Source organism: Mesorhizobium loti CJ3sym, assembly GCF_000472785.1.
GTDB lineage: Bacteria > Pseudomonadota > Alphaproteobacteria > Rhizobiales > Rhizobiaceae > Mesorhizobium > Mesorhizobium loti_E.
The window spans coordinates 16,246-34,171 of sequence record NZ_AXAL01000020.1; the positions used below are offsets into that span (position 1 = coordinate 16,246).

12 protein-coding genes and 3 pseudogenes are annotated in these 17,926 nt (G+C 59.1%); 4 read left to right on the top strand and 11 right to left on the bottom strand.

All coding sequences use genetic code 11. The annotated features are described in order from the left end of the window. Nucleotides 1-7: 7 nt before the first annotated feature. Entirely contained in the window at nucleotides 8-205 is a 198-nt protein-coding gene (locus A3A9_RS0125000) for an XRE family transcriptional regulator (RefSeq protein ID WP_027033227.1), read from the bottom strand. 546 nt (nucleotides 206-751) lie between these two features. Between A3A9_RS0125000 and A3A9_RS46535 the strand changes: the two genes are divergently transcribed. Continuing rightward, nucleotides 752-1,171, top strand: coding sequence for a hypothetical protein (locus A3A9_RS46535; protein ID WP_167334839.1), 420 nt, complete (start codon nucleotides 752-754; stop codon nucleotides 1,169-1,171). Between the two features lie 869 nt (nucleotides 1,172-2,040). On the opposite strand, the gene A3A9_RS0125020 is transcribed toward A3A9_RS46535, so the two are convergent. The 8 genes and pseudogenes from A3A9_RS0125020 to A3A9_RS0125060 all read right to left on the bottom strand — a co-directional run bounded on the left by A3A9_RS0125020 (nucleotide 2,041) and on the right by A3A9_RS0125060 (nucleotide 11,955). Next, the gene (locus tag A3A9_RS0125020) at nucleotides 2,041-3,054 is read right to left on the bottom strand and encodes a 1-aminocyclopropane-1-carboxylate deaminase (protein WP_027033225.1); all 1,014 of its coding nucleotides are present in this window, start codon (nucleotides 3,052-3,054) and stop codon (nucleotides 2,041-2,043) included. A gap of 1,292 nt (nucleotides 3,055-4,346) precedes the next feature. Further along, entirely contained in the window at nucleotides 4,347-4,667 is a 321-nt protein-coding gene (locus tag A3A9_RS0125030; RefSeq protein WP_027033224.1) for an exopolysaccharide production repressor protein, read from the bottom strand. A 37-nt stretch (nucleotides 4,668-4,704) separates the two neighbouring features. Next, entirely contained in the window at nucleotides 4,705-5,022 is a 318-nt protein-coding gene (gene fdxB / locus A3A9_RS0125035; RefSeq protein WP_027033223.1) for a ferredoxin III, nif-specific, read from the bottom strand. Further along, a complete protein-coding gene (locus A3A9_RS0125040) occupies nucleotides 5,019-5,222 on the bottom strand; it encodes a CCE_0567 family metalloprotein (protein WP_027033222.1) in 204 nt (67 codons plus the stop codon). The genes fdxB and A3A9_RS0125040 overlap by 4 nt, the downstream gene beginning before the upstream one ends. Nucleotides 5,223-5,247: 25 nt before the next feature. After that, nucleotides 5,248-5,654: pseudogene (locus A3A9_RS41300) on the bottom strand (DUF269 domain-containing protein). Between the two features lie 1,127 nt (nucleotides 5,655-6,781). Continuing rightward, nucleotides 6,782-8,782, bottom strand: coding sequence for a class I tRNA ligase family protein (locus A3A9_RS0125050; RefSeq protein WP_027033221.1), 2,001 nt, complete (start codon nucleotides 8,780-8,782; stop codon nucleotides 6,782-6,784). A gap of 327 nt (nucleotides 8,783-9,109) precedes the next feature. Continuing rightward, nucleotides 9,110-9,889: a phytanoyl-CoA dioxygenase family protein gene (locus tag A3A9_RS0125055; RefSeq protein WP_027033220.1), complete on the bottom strand. Its 780-nt coding sequence runs from the start codon at nucleotides 9,887-9,889 to the stop codon at nucleotides 9,110-9,112. Between the two features lie 761 nt (nucleotides 9,890-10,650). Continuing rightward, nucleotides 10,651-11,955: a lysine N(6)-hydroxylase/L-ornithine N(5)-oxygenase family protein gene (locus A3A9_RS0125060; protein ID WP_027033219.1), complete on the bottom strand. Its 1,305-nt coding sequence runs from the start codon at nucleotides 11,953-11,955 to the stop codon at nucleotides 10,651-10,653. A 720-nt stretch (nucleotides 11,956-12,675) separates the two neighbouring features. On the opposite strand from A3A9_RS0125060, the pseudogene A3A9_RS42935 reads away from it, so the two are divergent. After that, nucleotides 12,676-13,222, top strand: a pseudogene (locus tag A3A9_RS42935) (GDP-mannose 4,6-dehydratase); the annotation flags it as partial. 108 nt (nucleotides 13,223-13,330) lie between these two features. Here A3A9_RS42935 and A3A9_RS0125075 read toward each other — a convergent pair. After that, a complete protein-coding gene (locus A3A9_RS0125075) occupies nucleotides 13,331-14,176 on the bottom strand; it encodes an SPASM domain-containing protein (RefSeq protein WP_032926733.1) in 846 nt (281 codons plus the stop codon). Nucleotides 14,177-15,385: 1,209 nt separating this feature from the next. Between A3A9_RS0125075 and A3A9_RS0125080 the strand changes: the two genes are divergently transcribed. Both A3A9_RS0125080 and A3A9_RS0125085 read left to right on the top strand, forming a co-directional pair. Continuing rightward, nucleotides 15,386-16,129: an acetoacetate decarboxylase gene (locus tag A3A9_RS0125080; protein ID WP_027033217.1), complete on the top strand. Its 744-nt coding sequence runs from the start codon at nucleotides 15,386-15,388 to the stop codon at nucleotides 16,127-16,129. A gap of 24 nt (nucleotides 16,130-16,153) precedes the next feature. After that, a complete protein-coding gene (locus A3A9_RS0125085; protein WP_027033216.1) occupies nucleotides 16,154-16,555 on the top strand; it encodes a hypothetical protein in 402 nt (133 codons plus the stop codon). A 718-nt stretch (nucleotides 16,556-17,273) separates the two neighbouring features. Here the strand turns inward: A3A9_RS0125085 and A3A9_RS39425 are convergent. Then, nucleotides 17,274-17,897: pseudogene (locus A3A9_RS39425) on the bottom strand (NAD(P)/FAD-dependent oxidoreductase); the annotation flags it as partial. Nucleotides 17,898-17,926: the final 29 nt, after the last annotated feature.

Genomic DNA, 17,926 nt, shown 5'->3' on the forward strand with positions numbered 1-17,926 from the left:
GGGCGATCTATAGAGAACTTGCCTGTTCGCCCATGACTACGGCGGATATGTCGAGCTGTTTCATAACAAGCAATTGAGCTGATTTGGCTTGAGTGAGGCGCCGACGCATAATGATGGCGCGGATCTCACGGGCGAGCTTGGCTTTCCGCAATTCCTCTTCGGAATTATCAAAGCCAAAATCCGCAAACACGTTGCCGCTGGTCATTCGGCCGGTGATTCTTCGTCATAACTTTGTTCCTTCCCATAGTTTTCGCGATCGTGCGTCTCGGCCGCCTTCAATCGCGCCTAACGAGATCGATTTCGCACTTGGGCGTGTCCCTGCCTTTCTTCTGGAAGCAAGGATGTAGATCACGCCAGCGAAGCGACGGCATGGACGGCGCGATAAGTATCCCTGTCTAAGTCGTCGACCCCCGCAAGGATGCGGCCGCCAAATCCCTTGAGGGCTTTGACCGCCAGATGCTGTTCGCCATTTGGGCATCGTTGATTGCAACACCCATCACGCTGCAGATATCGACCAATCTGACTCCGCTCAGCCACTGAAAAGAAAGATTCGGGTCAAACAGCCGTTTTCGCCAAGTGATCATATTTCCTATGAACGCATTTTGGACTGCACGGACCGTTCCAGCTCGGCGCAAAACCCTCCCAGATATTCGTCAATCGCGCTCTGCAAATGCACCCAGTAGAGCACTTTGGCGGTGCTACATCGATAATGAGCCCAGTTTTGCTTTTTTTGAGAAGATGTCCCTCTTGCTTGGCCGCAGCCAATATCCCGGTAAAAATTGGCGGCAGCGCATCGCGTTTAGCGCTCGCCGGGCGGAGCTGGTCCGGGTTGCGAAGCCCGGCGAGCGCGGATCGTCTTGGGCGATGTGTTGATCAGGCGCGGTTCTTGGAGCGCCAGGATTCATGTCCGGTTTCGATGATCTCGCAATCATGCGTGAGAGGATCGAGCAGTGCGGTCAGTTGTTCCGTCGAAGTAGCCGCGCCCGCTGACGCGGATGAGCGCCCGGGCGATGGCAATGGCCAGATGCCGCTTCCCGTTCCGGGCCACCAATCAACACGCCATTGGACAAATGCCATCAAGGGCATCTCACCGCCGGTCGGCGGCGAACAAGAAGGAGAGGAAGACATGGAACGCAGGCTTGATGACGTGATCGCAGCCCTCCCTGAGTAGCGTCGGGAGCGTGTCGATGCACGTTTCGAAGAGCTAAGGACGGAGGTCGAGTGCCTCGGCGGTCTGCGCCGTGCGGCTGGGAAGGCCCAGGCGGAGATTGCCTTGCCCCTCAAGATCAACCAGCCCTCTGTCTCGAAGATCGAGCAACAGGCCAATACGTATCTGTCGACACTTTAGAGCTACGTAGAGGCGATCGGGGGACAACTCGACCTCATCGTCGCCTCGCCGCGCGCGCCCCTCCGTATAGAGCGGCTCTGCGACGTCGTAGCCCAACCCCCTCCGCACGTAGTGCTGAAAGAGCGCCAGGTGGATGAACCCGCCCGAAGGCAACGCGCCGGCTGAACGCGCCGTTTCGGTCAAAATTGCCGAAGGGACGACAGTCTCGTCGACGCTCGCAATAGGTATGAGCAAGGCCTCGTTAAACCGGATACCGACTGCCCGCGGTCACGTCGCGGGGGACGCCTCTTCCCCTCCCCCATGCTGGCCCAGCTCACCGCCGCGCTGGGGGTGTCCGGCGATGTGCTCGCCGACGACGACCCCGCTCGAGCACGCTTGGTCACAGCTTCCATACCTGCTCAAGTAGATACCACGCGCCTGCGGATATCTTCGGTGGCTTACAATTTATAAAATTTACGGCGATTATCGCCGCACCGCAAAATGACAAAAAAGTCAAACGGACACGTCTTCTCCCTTCTTATGCGGCTTCAGGACACATTGAGCACAGGCAAATGCTGCCAAGCATGCCAGCACCACGACCCCACGTCGTGGCGGCAGTTAACAACTGCCCGCTGAAGTTTGCCAACGGGCCTTCGGTCAAACCTGGCGGAGCGCTGTTACGGCAGGCACAGCACGTGGAGAGCTGTCGAGCATCAGCCATTGCGAAAGGTGTAGCCATAACCGTTGATGGCCGGCGCGCCGCCGAGATGCGCGTAGAGTATCCTCGAGCCCTCAGGAAAAAAGCCTTTTTGAACGAGGTCAATCATCCCTTGCATCGATTTGCCCTCATAGACGGGATCGGTAATCATACCCTCGAGCCGCGCACACAGACGGATCGCCTCCTTGGTTTCCTCGGATGGAATGCCGTACCGCGGGTGCGCGTAGTCCTCCAGCAACACCACGTCATCCTCGGCAAGTTCCGATCCGAGCTCGACGAGGGTCGCTGTATGTCGGGCAATGCTAAGCACCTGCGCCTTGGTCTTGGCCGGGGTAGCAGAGGCATCGATACCGATCACGTTGCGCTGCCGACCGTCCTTGGCAAATCCGACGAGCATGCCGGCGTGCGTTGAACCGGTGACCGTGCAAACGACCATGTAGTCGAAGGCAAACCCGAGCTGTTCCTCCTGGGCGCGCACTTCCTCCGCGAACCCCACATAGCCGAGGCCTCCATTCGGGTGAACAGACGCCCCGGCCGGTATCGCATAGGGCCTGCCGCCCCTTGCCTTGACCTCATAGAGCGCTTTTTCCCAGCTGCGGCGGATACCGATGTCAAAGCCATCGTCGACCAGACGCACCTCTGCGCCCAAGATGCGGCTCAAGAGAATGTTGCCGGCCCGGTCGTAGACGACATCCTCATGTGGAACCCAGCTCTCCTGGACCAGGAGACATTTCATGCCGATCTTGGCGGCAACGGCGGCGACCATCCGCGTGTGGTTGGACTGCACGCCGCCGATGGTGACAAGGGTATCGGCATCTGACGCGATCGCGTCAGGGATGATGTATTCGAGCTTGCGCAGCTTGTTGCCGCCGAACGCCAGACCGGAGTTGCAGTCCTCGCGTTTGGCGTAGATCTCCACGTTGCCGCCCAGATGCTTGCCGAGCCGGTCGAGCTTCTCGATGGGTGTGGGTCCAAAGGTGAGCGGGTAACGCTCGAATTTTTCCAGCATATTCTCTCCGGCGATGATCATTCAGCTGAAATAGCCACGCAAAACTCGTTCCATAAGCGCTGCTTGGATTGGTCGGCCGCGCTCTCCGACCACCCATCAGAGCTTTGGGGATTTCCAGCGCTCTCCTTGCGATTGAGACGAAGCGATCCACATGTCGCCATGCTGCGATGAGGCGACCATCGCCTAGGAAACCTAGGACGACACGCGGTCGACATCTGCGTTTTTGCCAGCTTTGCAAGTGCAGCCAGACTGCCAAACCAACAGACTTCGATAAAAACGCAGTGGCTCTTGTTTGCGATTGGACCGGCAGGAACTGCACGGTTGCCGAGCCGGATTCCGCGAGGCGATTTTTGTGGCGCTCAACGCGTCACAGAGGTTTCAGCTGCTCGATCGAAGTGCTCGTCTACCTGATCGAAACGGGTGCCAATGCCCTCGAAAGGCTGGGCTCGCCGCGGCCGTAAGTCGTCGGATTGTAGTTGACGAGCGTGTGGGTCCTAGCGGTATCCAGCAACTGATTAGTAATCTGTGTCGGTGTTGCTGACGTGAACTTGCTGCTCTTCTGAACGCGAGTCGTCTGAAAGGCATGCCCGGCAGAGACGGAGCTCCCTGCCGGGCCGGGTTCGCCTTGGGAGGTGGCGTAAGCTAGCGACTTTCGTGGCGGTGGAACCACTCAATCCGTGCGTTTTGCGCAATAACGAGCATGTACCGTGCCAAGCCAAAAAGCATTTAAAAAACACCCAAGAGTCAGCTTCCTCTACGTTGCATACCCGACATTGTCGGTTATCGGACAATGCCGAACGTGCCTCTCGGCATCGACCTACGCCTGAACCCGAGCGCCCCCGCAAGGTCGTTCGCTGCCATTTCGACCTGGTGGTGACCGGGTTTTAGCTCCGACTGTTCTCCGCTGACGGACAGGGCGGATGTCGCTTTTAAAAGAGGAACTGTCTGTACCTTCAATTCAAGAGGGCGCGGCCACGAGAGACGGCGCGGCGAATGCGGTCGCGCAGATGATCGCGAGGATCAACACATCCGGCAGACTGGCAAATCAGCAGCCTGATATCTGTCCACCCTCAGGGGCGCACTCCAAACCGGGGTCAAAATTGGACGCCGATTCCCCGCCTCAGGTGTCAAAATCGCACGCCGAAACACAGGACCGTCATCGGCGAATCCGCCCGGAGAACCGAAACTGCATTCCCCTGGGCGGTAGAACGATGAGAATGCCGTCGCCTTCGACCCTACCAGGGAACCACAGCCTGAATAATGAATCTGCGCTCTGATCTTGTTACGGCGCCTCAAGGGAGGAGCAGCGATATGCCGAGCGTTTGATTGCGCTGGGGCACATCTTGAGTTTCATTCCTATGCTCATCGTCGCGCGACTGGTACCGAACTTCCTGGGACCCATCGAAAAGCTCAGCCCCTTGGCCGGCTTTGCCAGCGCAGCTGGATCGCCAAATCAGAAAGAGCACACTTACGAAATAGCCCAGCTGAAGAAGTAGCGAGCAGCCCAGCGTCGTGACGACTGCTAGACGGAAAGAATGCGAGGCGAAGTAAACCGCCACAGCGTTGCCGCACAGGACCAGCCCGAGGAGCCGACAAAAGATGATGAAGCGCATGCCGTTCTCCTGATTTTGTCTCGTCAAATCATGCAGCTCATGCTGCGATCTGGTCGGCCGCGAGATGGGTCTGGCAGTTCTTTGGGCAGACGCGGCCGCAGGCTCCGCAGCCAATGCAGCGGCCGGCATGGTCGACAACCATGATCATACGATTGAGCTCACCGTCGAAATCGTCGTCATCGGCGCCGCAGGCGCCGAGGATTTCACCCGCGTCATCGACGCCGTAAAGATGCATGACCTCCCGCGAGCAGACTTTGAAGCAGCGGCCGCAGCCGATACAGATCTTGCCATCGATAGCGATCAGATATTCCGGCACCCATATTGAGCCGTCGCGGCTGATGAATTTGCTCCTCATCGCAAAGTCTTCATTTTGGCAAGCTCTCTCCTGGCACCATCCAACTCGGCATAAACGGCATGCGTTTTCTCGGCGACTTCCTCTATCTCAATCCATTTGACCGGGAGACCCTCGGCAAGGTCGCGCAAGTTCGTCTTGGCAATTGCCGCGCGCAGTTGAAGCTTTCGGACTTTCTTCGCCATCTCATCCAGGTTTGACATGATCCTTCCTCGAAAATGGGTTTCTTCACGCCCGCGCCACTTCGGGATAGGCAATAGCTGCAGTCTCATCGCCGACCAGTTTCGCGCCGGTATCCGCGAGTTTCCGGAGAGTCTCGAAGCCGAATCGGAGACGTCTCGACAGCCGTTTGATTTCTGTTGTTGACAATGTCATCACGCCTGAGCGCTCCTCGATCGCCAGCTCCGACATGTCGAGCCTCCACAGCACGTCCGGATCCGGATTGCCAATGAGTGGATATTCCGGCGCAGTTCCTCGGTGATAATGAAATCGGCCAGCAGCCAAGTGTCCGATTTCCGTTGGCATGAGCCGTGGAAATCCTGAGCACGGATCAGCCGCAGGAGGCATTTGACGAACGGGCGGGAAAGGGCCTCGCCATTCTTGTTGACGGCAGGGCCAAGCGCTGCGTGAGACATTTCGTTTCGTTTCCTCAATTTCAGGTCTCGTCCTCAACGGAGGATTTCTGCTTTCGGTTACGCTGACTTCGGGCTCGCTTCCGCAGCCGACGTCCGGCCTCGCCAGGCCGATTCCACGTAAATGCTGCCCCTGTGGCCGACCTTGAACAGGTCCTGGACTGTGACGTCTTCAACGGCGGGCCAAATTCGCTTCGAATATCGCCGCCGCGGCTATTCGGTTGGAAGTCTAAGGTCCGAGCCCTGAGCTGGAGCAAACCGTCGACCCTGTGCTCCATGGACACAGTTACTGCGGGCGCGCCGCAGAAAATGGGCGAATTGACCAGGGTTCCATTCCACTTGTCATCCCGACACCTTGCCGGGCTGAAAGTTCGTGAGAGGATCGCCACGCAGCCAGTCGTCCACTTTGATCAGAGGAGCCGGTGACTCTCTACGCAACATGTTGTTCTCCATTCCCACACCTTTCCTGACGTTTATGCGCGAGCTGGTTCTCTCAGAACGGAACATTAGGAGACCATCAAAGTCTTGCGTGTTCTCATGCGATCAGCCCTCACTCAGTATTTCCGATCTCAACCAGCAAACGTCATGCCAGCGCGTTGCCCGCAGTAAATGCATGATTCTGCCTGGAAACCTTACAGGCCCAAGACGGCCGGTTGTTTTGAACCCAACATGTTTTCTGCTGCTGTCAGCTTTTGGACACGCATCATGCGTCAGACGCTTGAGGGCGAGAACGGCTTGGCTGTCTGCCCTGCGGCAATGTTGGCGTCGGCTCATCTAGCATCATTCGCCGCTGGCGATGCGCGGGCGCGCTAGGCTGACCCAGCGCCCCGAACCGCATGACCTTCTTGATCGGCTGGCTACAGGTCGGAAATTCCGCGATTCCGAAAAAGTTGGTCAGCGCAGTGCAGCCCGCTCGGCATTTGCCGCACGAATGGCAAGCGCCCGAAAGCTGTCAACCGAGGGATCCTCCAAGGCGCGGGCCGGCATCTCGACGATATGTTGGTTAAGGCCGGCCAGTGTTTGTGCCTATGGTCTGGGAGTGGCCTTCGGGCAGCCAGTGGTAGCGAGTAAAGCTTTGGCATCCTCGGCTTTGATTGCCGCCCAAATCTGGTCGAAATCACGATAGGCTATTATGCCTCCTCCTCATGGAGAACAGGAAGCTCTGCTCTGGCGTAGAAGCCTAGCACGGGTCCGAGATCAAAGGTCGTTCCTGGCGCAAGGCGCCGGACGGACGTGGGCCATGTTTCGGTCGAGACGCCATCGATAGCTCGCGCCAGCGTGCTGGCGAATCGGGGCATCAGCGGTGCGAGTGTCTGCGCCAGGATCGCAGCGGCCGTCGTCTGAAGGGCGAGCGAAGTGCGGGTGCGGGCGGGATAGAGACGTCGCGCCGCTTCATAGTCTTGCGCCTGTCGGTAGACTACACAATCGCTCACGAAATCGCAGGCCTGCGCGGCCGCGCGCCGGACCGAGAAGCCATCGTCCGAATAGGCGCGTTCCATCGCCGCGCGATGGATCTCTATCCGAGCAAAGAAAGCGCGATCGGCGGGAGCCCAGTCGCCTGCATCGGGCACACAGCCGCCAAAGTCCTGCTTGATTTCCCGGTGCAGCGCATCAAGCCAATTCAGCCAGATCCCTTGGAACACCTCGTTCTTGGTGCGGCGTAGCGCGTCCAGCGTGAAGTTCGTTCGCTCACCTTCCGGGCGTGTCAGGCCCAAATGAAGACGGACGACATCGACTGTCTTTGGGCCCAGAACCTCTTTGCCCCAGACCGCATGACCGCGGCTGGTCGAGAACTTCTGGCCGTCGAGCAGGTAGAACTCGTTCACATGATACCGGATGCGCGGGGTCCAGTGGGAGAAGACCTCAGCATAAAGCGCCGGATAAAGCAGGGCGTGATAGAAGGAATTATCGAAGCCGAAGAAATGGACAATTTGCCAGTCCTTGCTGGGCAGGGCCGCATTCCAGTCTCGGCCGAGCGATGTAGCTAGCGCCTGGATGTTGTAAAGAAAACCAAACGCCATCTCTGGCCAGACCCAGATCACCTGCCCCGGGAGCCCCTCGGCCGGCAGGCCCCAGTCCGAGGGGTGGGTGATGGGCACGGAAAAGTCGCCACGTTGGCGTAGACGCGCGAAGAGGTCCATGATCCGAACGGGGGCGCCCGACGCCCTTAAATGCCGGTCGATAGTGTCGTAGCACCGTTCCAGCGCAAGTTCGGGACGGCGCACGGAGCCGACCACCGGCGCCTCGGCCGAGTGCCGCGACCGGACTGCACCTAGGTCGTGGCATAGGTTCGGTGCGCCGCATTCCTCGCAGATGTTGCCACCAGCGGAGCTGCCGCAATAGGGGCAGAGGCCGATTACATCCGGTTCGTAAAGGTAGTCGCCTGTCACAGCATCGAAGAGCGCAGGGCTCCGGCGCAGATCTACCGCCGTGCTGCTCAGAAGACTACGGAAACACGCGGCTTGAAACTCTGCGTAAGCGCTATCGCCCAAAGTCGGGAGGAAGCTATGGACCTCACAGTCGAGAAGCGCAAGCGTGGCTCGAATCTCGTCGGCGTAGTTGCGCGCCACCTTTGCGGGCGTCGATTGATCGGCATCGGCACGCGTGGCGACGTAGCTCTGGTAATCGTCGCTTCCAGTCAGGTGATAGGCTTCGACCCCTTTCATGCGCAGGAAACGCGTGTAGACATCGGCGCCAAAATAAGGGCCAGAAAGATGCCCCAGATGCAGATCGCCATTAGGTGTCGGCGGCGTGGAGAAGACGAAGATCGGTCCGCGCGGAGTCGCGACCTGTGCAGCAGCTTCGAGGGCGGCCTTGCCGTCGCGCCAGTAGACATCGACGAAATTTAGCTCTTCGTCCCCATCGTTGTGCAGCACATGCGCTTCAAAAGGGTGGAACAGAACGACGTCGCCGGCTTTGACCGAGATTTCCCCAAGGTCGGTCCTGACCTTGCCCGCTCCTGACAGGACCACGAAGGCCTCGATTTCGTCGTGCCGATGGGGCTCGGATGTGACGCCTGGTGCCACCTTGCCAAATGAAAACCCGGTGCCCGCGCTTCCCGTCCCAAGCGCAGCCATGTCGATACCGAACACCCGCGACAGCTGCGTTCGAGAAAACGTGGATTTCCGCATGACGAACCTCAGCTGTCGAAACAGTGGTCTCTTCGGCTGCCGACGCAACAGCATCTGCTGCAAGTTGCGAAGAGAGCGGCAGCCCGACACGTTGGCCCCCCGTCAGAATAGTCCGGCTCTGGGCCCCAGGCGGGCGAAACTACGGGCGCCAGGAGGGCTTTAGGCGTCACAGAAGAGCGCCCGGCGACACCTCTTCACATCGACATACCGAAGCGTCGTGACGGACTGCAGGCGATGCTCCAGTAGCCGGCAATCAAAACCATGCTCTCCGCGCATTTTTTTGGCGGCCGATCAGTTTCGTTTGCATTCCCGCCTGGTTCCGTGAGCTCAATCGCGATAGAAAATGCCGTTTGGGAGCTTGAGGTTGTCGAGATCAGCCACTTTGCCCTCTGGCGGATTAAGGGCGCGCTTAAGCACGTTATACTCAGCGCGGGTCGGTCCACCGGTTGAAGCACGCTGGAACACCAAGTAGAGCGTCCGCCGCGAACGATTGCTTTTATTCGGCTTCGAGTAATGCGGTGCATAATCGTCGAAGATGAAGATGTCGCCAGCCTTCCATACTACGGGTTCCCAGGAGAATGTTTCGGCGACCTCAGGATCAATCACCCCGCCGGCATCCATGGGAAATACCCCCTTCTTGTGGTTGCCGGGGCTGAAGAAAAGGCCACCATTGTCCGGGTCGGAATCGTCAATGCCTATGGCAACGATCGCATGGACCATCCGGTCGGGCAGCCTGTGTGGAATGTGATAAATGTCCTGATGCGGGCGATAACCGCCGCTATCGGGATAGTGGAAGATCAGCAACTCCTTGAGTCTGCGCGAATCTTCGCCAAGCAAATCCTCGACCGCAGAGTTTATGCGCTGATCTTCTAGGAGGAGCAGACGCAATGGGTCATGGAAGTCCAGAAAATTCTCGGCCTTAGACGTGATCTTTCGATCATCAGTCGTCTTCTCGAACCACATGAGCCATTTATCATCGCTGACATCCCAGCGTGATATGTCTTCAACAAAGCTAGACATACCTTCCACAGCCGCGGGATCGAAGAACCTTTCGAGCCTGATGTATCCGTCTTTCTGCCACTTTTCTCTTTGTGCATCGGTCAACATGCGAAAAGCCTCCTGTTGGAAAGAGTGGTTGGTCAAACATTCCGGTTAGAGGCAGTCGGGCGCCGTCAGGGTGTGGGCCGGAGACGATACTCCACGGCATGCAGACGGCGACGCTAAGTGCGTTGCGCTCCGGGTGGATTGCAAGGCTTTGTTGTCCCTCCTCAATGGAGAGATCGCCCAGGCCCGTAAAGATCTATCGATCCGGTACGTCTGCATAGTAGTCACGGCCGAGCATGCTGTTGATGGTGCGACTGCCCGATAAGAGGACCTTTCGTGCAGCCTGACGCAACGCAAGTCGTGCGCCGCGCAAATCTTTGCGACAAGTTCCCGTTCGGGTCGGGCGATCAGGGAGGCACGTCGCTGGCATCGGGTCCATCGATGCTCCAAAAACGAGTATTGTCCGCACAAGTTCGGCGCCAGACTGCCCATCCGAGGCCACGCAGGGTCCAGGGATTCCCGAAGCTGGTGCCGATCACTTACCTCACCCGGTCCAGCCACCACACGCATCGCTACGAGCCGGAAGCCTCCGCTGACGGCCGACGCAGCCATGGTCGCCAGGGCCACTGCGCACTTTCGAGTGAGCGACCTAGTACGGTTTCGACGACCCTGGGGCAAATGGACGCCCGCAGAATAAAGCGATGCGCCCATAGATCCAAGGGCATGTTCAGTGACGATGAGTTCGGAGCGGACTCCGGCCGTCGCCGCGGCGGAGGCGGATAAAATTCCTTGGATGCCACCGCCGATGATCAGTAGTCGCTGAGTCATATCCCGCTGCCCATTTCTTCGGCTACCGGGTCGGGCCAGCTCTCGACGGTGGTACGGCTGATAAAGCCAGGATGCTCAGGGTTCGCGCACGGCGCGCGCTGTAGAAGGCTGTCAAGAATGCGGCGAGCTCGCCACGCCAGCAGGCTTAGGTTCGGATCGGCCAGCCCGCGCTGGCCGGGATTGGCGTTCTGTACGAAGATGCGTCTGTCACGCGGTCCGTCCCAGCACACCGAAAAATCCTCGTTGATGACCAACTCATTGTCGGTCTGTTGCAGCTGATCCGCCATCGGTTCCAAAAAGCTTGGCACGGCGTTCTCGTAACCGGTGGCCAGGATGACGATGTCGGCCGTGACTTCTTCGACGTCGCCCAAGCCGCGCTGCAGCGTCAAGTTGTGACCCGCGCCGGCGTTGATGCAGCGCGAAACGTTGCAACCCGGCCGCAGTGCGATGTCACATAGGTCTGGCTCAAGAAATTCGTGGCGATACAGCGCCTGGTAGACGGCGCGCAAAGTGCGATCCGAAATCCCATCCGAGGCGAGCACGAAACGCCGCAGGAACAGCTTGCGCTGCGGCTCGCTCATGGCCGCGAAACGATCCGAAAAACAGGGCATGAACAACTCGTTTGTGAACGGGCTGTTGTCGAGGGGCAGGTAGTTTTCGCGCTGCGAGACCCAGGTGATCGAGGCAGGCCGCCGTTCTCTTGGCCCACCGACCAAATGCAACAGCACCTCGGCTCCCGACTGGCCTCCACCAACGACACAAACATGTTTATGTCGCACCTCAGGATGGATGTGCAGCAAATCGGATGAATGGAACAGGTTGCGTCCGATCCAGCCCTGAAATTGAGGTGGAATCCGCGCTTGCTTGCCGATGCCGACCACCAGGTCTCTTGCACCGAGAACTGCATCGTCCGTCCGCACCCGAAACTCGCCATCATAGCGTATTTCGCGGACGGTCTCGCCGCCGCGCACAAGTGGGTTTCTGCGGAACGCCCAGTTCAGGTATTGTTCGAACTCAGCCCTGAGCACAGCATCGAACTGTGCATTCAGAAAGTGGTATAGACGCCCGTTCTCGTGCAGGTAGTTTATGAACGTGTAGGCGGATCGCGGATTCACCAGCGTGACCAGATCCTTGATGTGGCTGACCTGGAGTTCTGAGGACTCGAATGCGCTGCCTGGATGCCAGCGGAAGTCGACTTGCCGATCCAAGAACAGTGCCCCGTGCCCAACCTGCTCATGGATCTGACACGCGAGGCTCAAATTGGACGGGCCAGCACCGATCCCAATGCAAGAGAGCTCCAGGTGCCTTGCTCCTGCTGACGCCTCCCAATCAGGCGCTGTACGCGGCGAATGTCGGCCATAGCCGGTCGGCTTGCCCTCCCCGCACGCATCATCGACACCACAGGACTTGCAACAGTTTGTCCGGGCGTTCGTAGTATCGGGTGTGACGCCCGCAGATGCCGGCTCCGTGATGAGATCTGAACTCATGCCGACGACATGTTGCGCGTGGCTGGCATCAAGACTCCCGCCTCGATGACCCGGAGTGGTCAGTGACATGCTTTCGCAGCCTATCCCTCATTGCAATTGGGCTCGGTTGCCCGCCTCGACCGTGATGAGCCGACCTTCGGCCTGCTTGGCGACCAGCGAGGGCACGATCATGAGTGCGGCGACAGCATTTTTCCGTGGGTTTGATCATAGAAGACCTCCGCTGCTGCTTTCGGGAGGTCCCCTGCATCGAACGTGCCAGAGCAAAACATCAGCAAAGGGAACGGAAGGCAGGTTCGCAATCCTGTCGAGTATCCGACATTGAGGCCGAAACCTTGCACCGGCGCCGATTTTTGCACGCAATCGTACTCTTCGACTTCATAGCGTTGCAGGCTCTCTTGGCACTTTCCACACGGCCGTCATCGAGGACTGGCCCGGCGCCGAGTGTCGATCCCTGAAAAGGAATTTCCGTTATCAAGGTCCTCATGAGGACTATCCCGACATGGTCCTGCATTACGGCGACACGACGGATGCGGCTATGCGGTGGCGAAGCTCTACGGCTACTGGAGCACCATGAACTACCGCGAGGTATACGGGCTCTATGGCATCCTGTTCAATCACGAAGGGCCGACGCGCGGCGAAACTTTCATCACGCGCAAGGTGACGCGTGCGGTGGCTCGATCATGGCCGGCAAACAGGACTGTCTCTATCTCGGAAACCTGGAAGCAAAGCGCGACTGGGGCTCGGCGCGCGCCTATGTCGAGGGCATGTGGCGCATCTTGCAGCATCAACCTGACGATTTCGTGCTGGCAACCGGCGAGACACACACGGTCCGCACCTTTGTCGGGGCTTGCCTTCAGGCGAGTCGAAAAGGAAATCGTCTGGGAGGGCGAAGGCGTTGACGAGGTGGGCCGTGAACGCATGAGTAATCAAGCGCTGATCCGGATCGACAAACGCTGTTTCGGGCCAATCGAGGTTGACCTGCTGATCGGCGATGGCTCCAAGGCAGCCGACAAAACTCGATTGGAAGCCGAAGACCACTTTCGATGAGTTCGTCTCGGAAATGGTCGAGGCTGACTGCCGCGCCTACGGGATCGTGTTAGCGTGGCGTGAAAACACGATGACTTCGCGGCATGTGCATCTTGCCGTTTCAGGGACGTCGGCATTTCAGGCCCGCCGCGGTCAGCCGGCGTCAGTCAGTTCTATCGTTTGGATCGGCAAATTCACACATCCTGCAAAGCAGAAAACCAGCCGCTCCATTCATGCGATCGACGATTTCGCAAAAAACTTGGCTTTTAAAGAGATCGCCATATTCGTCGCATAGAAGGTTGCCCAATACGTGACGCCGCTCAAAATCCATGGAGCAGAGAGTGACCTCGCCGTTTGGAAGTAGTACATTCCGATACTGCCGTTCGTCCACGCATATCAGCGCTCCGACGACTGGCTGCCGTGGTTCTACAATCTTAGGGTCTACGCTTCCACCCCTGCTGCTCACCGGTCGCGCGCGAACTAGGGCTTGGGCAGGGATAATGTCGGCGATATCGGGATGGGGCTCACCCAAAACCACGAATCGGATCGAAGGGATGTCGGCGTCGACGAGTTGACCAACCAAATCGCGATACTTGGCTCCGACAAGGCGGCTATTCATGTGGGCGCCATCATCAAAAACATGAACCACGAATACCCCCAACCGCAGCGCCTGCAAGCGTTGTAGATCCTGCCCCTTCATTCCCACAAGCGTCGTGAAAATCCTGATGCCGTGGCCTTTGGCGGAAGCGTGCTCGACCATTTCGGTGCAATCGGGATTGAGCCATGGCTCAGAATACCCGGCAAAACTAATGTCGACGGAGGCTGGTACGCGCGCCAGACAGCGCTTGAAATCTCCAAGACTAAGATGCTTCGTATCAGATACTTTTCTTTGCCGGTCAGCGAACTTGTCCTGCGGACAATATGAACATCCCACGATGCATCCGGTGGTCGTCGTTATCTCCAAAACTCTGCCGGCTGGGATAGCAGAGCGCAGTTCCGGTAAAATCATTCGTTGTGACTCCCACTCGTCTTGGTCATGCATAACGTCCAGCATGGTGTCGTTGGCTTCATGACACCGACGGTCAAGACAGTCCGAATGAGCCCAGCCATCTCCGCCTGGGCAGCAGTCAACAGCCGGTTTCCTCAATCTGCCGGGCGGACTATCAACGAACTTTGGGCGCATCGGCGCGGCAGGGCGGCGCAACCGCAAAGTCGCGCGTCAGCCATTGCCAAGGTGTAGCCGTGACCGTTGAGCGGGCGCGCCGCCGAGATGGCGCAGCAGAAAATCAATCGTCTCGCGTTCTTATGCGGTCAGCCCCCACTCAACATTGCCGCATCTCCAGCAAAGGCCGTGCCAGCGCGCTTAGCCGCAGCAACTGCACGAGTAGGCTTCGAGAAACCTCACGCCCAAGGCGGCCGGTGGTTTTGGACCAGACAGTTTTTTGTCGCTGTCAGCTTTTGGACATGCATTTCAGACGCTTGAGGACAGACTTGGCTGTCTCCCCTGCGGTAATGTTGGCGTCGGCTCATCATCTAGCATCATTTCGGCACCGGCTGTGTGCGCGGAAGATCTACACGACCTGACCGCCGCGTGCAGCGACTGCCTGCCGGCTCATAGCTGATCTTTTCTCCTGAAGCCGGCGATGGGGCCAGGCCGTCGAGTGCGTGCTGCCGGATGCTGCGTATGCTGTCTGGCTAGACGGCGGATACCGCGTCACCTCCATATTTTCGCGACAGAGGTTTGGTGGCGTCGCAGGCCTTCCTGCTACATCACCGCAGTGCTCGGGAATTCGTATCTGATCCCCGTGAGGCGAAGACCTTCTCTCTCGACTGGCTCGCCGAGGCCGTCTGTCCTGCGGGCACCGAATGATTTCTCATTTGGCATGGCGCATGCGCGTCGATCCGCAAACCCCGTCTGGACAAATCGGAGCTGGCCGCCACTCCACCTCCTCCTACCACGAGGGCAGACGGGAAGCAGCGCCTTCAAATAAGGAACAAAATCACTTTACCTCGAATCTTGCCTCTCGATCACAACCGGAGCCATGGAACCGCGTCCGCGACCATCGCCTCGCGCCCCAAGGCAATTGCCCAGCGCAAATGGCTACGCGCGATTACGCCATGCATCCCTTACGAGGCTATGACAGCACCTCGGAGAGCCTCGCCGCCATCATGCAGACCGATCTAAGCCCACCTGATCCAGCACAAAGGAATTTCAAACATGCACCAAGATACCGTCCGTGGGAAAGCTTTCGCCATGCCCCTGACCAGCCCGGCCTACCCGGCCGGCCCATATCGCTTCCGCAACCGGGAGTATCTGATCATCACATATCGCACCGATCCGCAGAAACTGCGCGACCTTGTGCCGGAGCCGCTTCAGGTGTGCGAGCCTATGGTCAAGTTCGAGTTCATTCGCATGCCGGACTCGACGGGCTTCGGCGACTACACGGAAGGCGGACAGGTCATCCCTGTCTCCTTCTGTGGCCGCAGGGGGAGCTATACCCACTGCATGTTTCTCGACGACCATCCGCCGATAGCGGGCGGACGCGAGTTGTGGGGCTTTCCCAAGAAGCTCGCTAGCCCAACGCTCCGAACGGAGACGGATACCCTTGTTGGCACGCTGGACTACGGGCCGGTCCGCGTCGCGACGGGTACCATGGGCTACAAGCACCGAGCCGCCGACCTCGCGAGCGTGAGGGCCTCGCTCGCTGAACCGAACTTCCTCCTCAAAATTATCCCGCATGTCGACGGCACGCCGCGCATCTGTGAGCTCGTGGAATATCATCTAGAGGACGCCCATTTGAGGGGCGCCTGGACCGGCCCGGCAGCCCTGAACCTCTGGTCGCATGCGCTTGCCCCCGTCGCCGAACTGCCGGTGCTGGAAGTAGTCTCGGCAGTACACCTCGTCGCAGATCTCACGCTCGCGCTCGGGAAGGTCGTCCACGACTATCTCCCGGAAGCCTAGCCTCGCCATCGGAAAGGAAGAACCATGAACTTTTACAGTGATATCTCATTGAACCAACGCGATGGGGAGCTGCTGGACGGCTTCTCGACAAGGAACGCCACTGACAATCTCATACAACGTCTTTCCAGCTACCTAGCCTTAGAGGACATTCCGCCGCTTTGCAGCGAGTGCAGGCGCCTCGCGAGTAAGAGCGATTGCCCTTGCCCATCCTCCCTGCTTTTGGTGCAACATATGCTCGCTGCCGTTTACCAGCGGCTTGACGCCATTGACTGCCTCTCAGAGCAAGGCCCCATAAGACTGAAGGCTTTTACCGATTATCTGGCGGCGGTCGTTCGAATAGCTTCAGAGAGCGGCGACGCGGCACCCTGGATTGATCTAGCAACCCGGTTTAGCGCTCTTTTCGATCCCGACGAGGTTGCCCATTGATCTCGCGCTTATCGCTTTTTCGTGGAACGAGCAGCCTCGTCGGCAGATGCGTCATCGATCGCCAGCGGCGTGCCGGCGCATATGCGAGCGTAAAAGTGCCGAGCAGCCGGTGATGTATCTCGAACGTGACGACGCCGATTGGCGCGATGCGCGTTGGCTCGGGGCCTCGTGCCCAAGCATGGGTGCGTTCCCATTCCGCTGCATCGTACTCGCGATCCCGTCTGTGCCGTGCTCAAGCAAACGAGCTCGAGCGAACCGCCCCAGGTTGCGGATTTAGACAGTCGTTGATGGAGTTGGCTGGCGAATTGGCGCGTTCGGCCTTCGGTTGGAAGACCGGCTTGAGGGGGGCCAACGAGACGGAATTGGCGAAGCCACGCTGGAGTATGCCTTCACTGGGGTCGCGTCCCTGCACGTGCTGTAGCGCAGCGTTCGCGAAGCCGCTCGCGAGCGCGCCCTCATAGCGCTGAGCGGGCGAGCGGCTTCGGGGCGGGCGCAGAGGCTGGGTAGACGGGCCGGACTCACCTCACCTGGTCCAGCCACGACATGCATCGCCAAAGGCAAGGACCCCGCTGACCGCGCCCGCAAGGGGGGAGATTGGCCGTCATCGCTGCCTTCGCCAATCTCCAAGGCTAGAAGTTTGGAGCCGCCAGGGAAGCTGCCGGTCTCCCCCTTGCGGGGGAGATGGCCGGCAGGCCAGAGGGGGGCTGTCCCGCCAGCGTTAGATCACATTCAATTCCCTGAACGCCCGCCCTTCAGCGACACGGCTGTACCCAAACGCCGAGCAGTCCACCGTGCGGTAGCCGCCGTGCACGATCAGCTCGGCCAGCGCCTTGCCGACCGCCGGGGCCTGCTGCAGGCCGTGACCGGAAAAACCATTGGCGAAGAGGAAACTCTTAACCTGCGGATGCGGGCCGATCACCGCGTTCTGGTCGAGCGTGTTGTAGTCGTAATGGCCGGCCCAGGCGCGTGTCGGCTTGATCGCCTCGAAGGCCGGAATGCGGGTCGCCAGCACCGGCCAGATCACCTCTTCGAACAGCGGCCAGTCGACCTCGAAATCGGTGGGGTCGGCCGAGCCGTCGCCTTCTTCCGGTTCGGCGCCGCCAGTGAGATAGACCGAGCCTTCCGGCCGGACATAGATGCCGGAGGGATCGACCAGCAGCGGCATATCAGAATATTTGTCGCGCGCCTCGAAGACGAAGACGTTGCGCTTGCGCGGCTCGACCGGCAACACCAGCCCCGCCATGGCAGCCACCGTGCCGGCATTCGGCCCGGCTGAGTTGACGACGATGCCGACTTCCAGCCTGTCGCCATTGTCGAGGCTGACACTGGTCACGCTCTGGCCGTTCCACCTCCGCCTTGCGCATGACTGGA

Coding starts and splice junctions, on each gene's coding strand:
- A3A9_RS0125000 (WP_027033227.1), bottom strand. CDS start 205: ATGACCAGCGGCAACGTGTTTGCGGATTTTGGCTTTGATAATTCCGAA.
- A3A9_RS0125020 (WP_027033225.1), bottom strand. CDS start 3,054: ATGCTGGAAAAATTCGAGCGTTACCCGCTCACCTTTGGACCCACACCC.
- A3A9_RS0125030 (WP_027033224.1), bottom strand. CDS start 4,667: ATGCGCTTCATCATCTTTTGTCGGCTCCTCGGGCTGGTCCTGTGCGGC.
- fdxB (WP_027033223.1), bottom strand. CDS start 5,022: ATGAGGAGCAAATTCATCAGCCGCGACGGCTCAATATGGGTGCCGGAA.
- A3A9_RS0125040 (WP_027033222.1), bottom strand. CDS start 5,222: ATGTCAAACCTGGATGAGATGGCGAAGAAAGTCCGAAAGCTTCAACTG.
- A3A9_RS0125050 (WP_027033221.1), bottom strand. CDS start 8,782: ATGCGGAAATCCACGTTTTCTCGAACGCAGCTGTCGCGGGTGTTCGGT.
- A3A9_RS0125055 (WP_027033220.1), bottom strand. CDS start 9,889: ATGTTGACCGATGCACAAAGAGAAAAGTGGCAGAAAGACGGATACATC.
- A3A9_RS0125075 (WP_032926733.1), bottom strand. CDS start 14,176: ATGATTTTACCGGAACTGCGCTCTGCTATCCCAGCCGGCAGAGTTTTG.
- A3A9_RS0125080 (WP_027033217.1), top strand. CDS start 15,386: ATGCACCAAGATACCGTCCGTGGGAAAGCTTTCGCCATGCCCCTGACC.
- A3A9_RS0125085 (WP_027033216.1), top strand. CDS start 16,154: ATGAACTTTTACAGTGATATCTCATTGAACCAACGCGATGGGGAGCTG.